This is a genomic window from Chamaesiphon sp. OTE_20_metabat_361, from assembly GCF_031364565.1.
The window spans coordinates 1-3,156 of record NZ_JANLWO010000147.1; the positions used below are offsets into that span (position 1 = coordinate 1).

Sequence of the window (3,156 nt, forward strand, 5' to 3'; positions counted from 1 at the left end):
GTTACAAGGTTTTCGTCAGGATAAAGATTATCAGACAGCTAAACGGCTGCTAACTTCTTTGACGGTGTTTGAGATGTTGGGTACTGAGATGGCGATGAAAAGCGCAGATAATTTTAGAACTTTACGCAAAAAGGGGATTACAGTGAGGAAAACAATCGACGTAACGATCGCAACTTTTTGTATCGAACACGGTCACAAGCTACTGTTTTCTGACAAAGATTTTGCCCCGTTTGTCGAACATCTGGGCTTGATAAGTGTGAAGGAAAAGTAATAATTCGCTATAGATTAAATCCAATTCGGCAGATCGATCGAAAGGGCAAAAGCAAGCTAATATTCGATCGCGCTCAACCCGATCGAGACACTAAAGTTAACTAGTATAGAAATCGCGGGTACCCTTAGCATCGATCGCTTCACCAATTCGATCGAGTGCATGAACGTAGGCAGCAGTCCGCATCGAAATCGATTTCTGTTGCGCGATCTCCCAAATTCGCTCGGTTTCCTTCACCATTTTCTGTTTTAAGCGATCGTTTACTTCCTCAACCGTCCAGTACAAACCACTCCGATTCTGTACCCATTCAAAATAACTCACCGTCACGCCACCCGCATTAATCAGAATGTCGGGGAAAACATGAATCCCGTTTGCCTCTAAAATGGCATCAGCAGCCGCCGTAATCGGGCCATTCGCCGCTTCAAAAATATACTTTGCCCGCACGGCATTGGCGTTTTTCTCGGTAATTTGATTCTCCATTGCCGCAGGTACGAGGATGTCTACATCTAGTGTCAGCAGTTCCTCATTGGTAATGGTTTCATACTCCAAGATATTGCAGACTGTCCCTTCGCAGTACGCGGCTTTGAGATTCCGCGTCGAGTGTTTAAACTGTTTGACGCTGGGAATATCCAGCCCCCCTTTGGCATAGATACCGCCCTGAGAGTCGCTCACCGCCACCACTCGATAACCAGCCTGCCATAGCAAATCGGCAATAACTACGCCCACATTCCCAAAGCCTTGGACGGCAACGGTGGTGTTTTCCCGCACTGTTTGAAATTTAGGCATCAGGGTTTCAATCGCAAAGAACGTACCCATACCTGTCGCGGTGTCCCGCCCCAGACTACCGCCCATCGTCAGCGGTTTGCCTGTAATGGCAGCGGGGACGATTTTGCGGTGAATGGTATTGTAGCGATCGGCCATCCAACCCATAATCATGGAATTGGTTTGCACGTCTGGGGCGGGAATATCCACATCGGGGCCGATAAAGTCGGCGATCTCATTGATATAGCTTCGACTCAGCCGTTCTAGCTCCAATTTGGAGAGTTGTTTGGGATCGATCGTAATCCCACCTTTGGCACCGCCAAATGGTAAATCTAGTGCCGCACATTTGAAGGTCATCCAGAAGGCGAGGGATTTGACTTCATCGAGAGTAACGCTAGGATGATAGCGGATACCGCCCTTGGTGGGGCCTCTGGTGTCATCGTAGCGCACTCGATAACCTTGAAAAACTTGTAGAGAACCATTGTCCATCCGCACGGGGATAGAAACCTGCAAACTGGATTTAGGAAATTTGAGACGTTCGATCGCATCTTCAGAAATGGAGATGTGATGGAGAGCTGCATCTAGCCGTTGACTAGCTTCGGCAAATAAAGATTCTGTCATAGTTGTAGAGCGAACTTTTTGCTATTTGAGTTGTCATCATCCGTCTATTAGAGCCAAAGTCAAACCAGCTCGTTCAAGCCTGCATACTCACTCACAAGTTCCTCAGACTTTTATTCTACATTGAAGAGTGAGCAGCTCAAGAGGTTACGAAATTGTGCGATTGACACCCCAAATCATTTGGCAAAATCTCTCCCCTTCAGACAAGATAGAAGTCAAAATTTGCAAACACATTGCCAAGCTTGAAAAATTCTCAGATCGCCTTAGCGATTGTCGCGTCGTCATCGCAGTACCCCATCGCCACAATCATCAAGGGAATATTTACCACGTCCAAATTAACCTAACTGTCCCTGGTAGCGAATTAGTCGTCAATCGTCAGCCGCCAGCACAGCAGACACATGAAGATCTCCACGTTGCCATTCGTGATGCCTTTGATAATGCCGAACGCCAACTCAAGGAGTATACACAGCTACGACGCGGCGAGATTAAAACACATGTAGGAGGTGCAACTGATGACGAGCGAGACTCGATTCCGCGATCGCACTGAAGCGGGGAAATTATTAGCGAACCAACTTACCCAGTATGCCAATCGCCCCGACGTCCTGGTGCTTGGAATTCCTCACGGTGGGGTAATAGTAGCCTTTGAGGTGGCAAAGGCACTCAACGCGCCCTTGGATATCTGTCTGGTGCGGAAACTGGGCGTACCCGGACATCCAGAACTGGCAATCGGGGCGGTTGCCGCTGACGGATTTGAGGTGTTGAATGAAGATCTGCTCGATTGGTTGCGAATTTCTGGACATACGATCGCGGCAGTTGCCGATCTCGAACTTCAGGAATTACAACACCACGATCTCATCTATCGCGGCGATCGATCGCCGCTAGATATCTGCGATCGAATTGTCATTTTGGTAGATGATGGATTGTCAACGGGTGCGATGATGCGAGCGGCAATTGGAATGCTCAAGCCCCAGCAACCACAGCGAATAATCATCGCCGTACCAGTTGCGCCGCTCGAAACAGGCGATCGATTGAGAACCGAAGTCGATGAGGTGGTGTGCTTGATGACCCCCTCACAGCTTGGTGGAATCGGTTTGTGGTATGAGCATTTTAATCAAACGACTGATGAGCAAGTGTGTGAATTGCTAGAGGCAGCGACCCGCAATCGTCAATCTAACGATCGATCTCTCTTGCGGTAGCAGAGACACCGTAAGCCAGTATGGAGGGAATAAGTAGCCTAGATCGATCGGATTTGGCATCACAACCTTTCCTCATCTACTTTTCCTCGTTCGACTAATTCAGCTAGCCAGAATCATCATGTAGAGATGAACTCTCATACGATAATTATTATCCCGATCCTAGTGAGCGATCGCTGATTCGGTTCGAGAGAGTGGCAGCAAGTAGTGTCGATTCCGAATATCTTGAGGGTCAACCGCGCCAATTGTCGAAGGATGCCGACTTAGCTCGATCGTTTCGTGCAGATAACCTTTGCCCTGAAGCATCAGTGGCAA

Annotated in this window: 4 protein-coding genes; 3 read left to right on the forward strand and 1 reads right to left on the reverse strand. The window is 48.3% G+C overall.

Features of this window, described 5'->3' with window-relative positions:
- A partial coding sequence (locus RMO35_RS04115; RefSeq protein WP_396135597.1) for a VapC toxin family PIN domain ribonuclease occupies positions 1 to 271 on the forward strand: 271 nt, incomplete at its 5' end.
- 96 nt (positions 272 to 367) lie between these two features.
- On the opposite strand, the gene RMO35_RS04120 is transcribed toward RMO35_RS04115, so the two are convergent.
- Positions 368 to 1,651 carry a Glu/Leu/Phe/Val dehydrogenase gene (locus RMO35_RS04120; RefSeq protein WP_309738745.1) on the reverse strand — a complete coding sequence of 428 codons (1,284 nt, stop codon included), beginning with the start codon at positions 1,649 to 1,651 and terminating at the stop codon, positions 368 to 370.
- A 127-nt stretch (positions 1,652 to 1,778) separates the two neighbouring features.
- On the opposite strand from RMO35_RS04120, the gene RMO35_RS04125 reads away from it, so the two are divergent.
- Complete coding sequence (locus tag RMO35_RS04125) at positions 1,779 to 2,195, forward strand: HPF/RaiA family ribosome-associated protein (RefSeq protein WP_309738746.1); 417 nt, start codon at positions 1,779 to 1,781, stop codon at positions 2,193 to 2,195.
- Positions 2,161 to 2,844 carry a phosphoribosyltransferase gene (locus RMO35_RS04130; protein ID WP_309738748.1) on the forward strand — a complete coding sequence of 228 codons (684 nt, stop codon included), beginning with the start codon at positions 2,161 to 2,163 and terminating at the stop codon, positions 2,842 to 2,844. The genes RMO35_RS04125 and RMO35_RS04130 overlap by 35 nt, the downstream gene beginning before the upstream one ends.
- Positions 2,845 to 3,156: the final 312 nt, after the last annotated feature.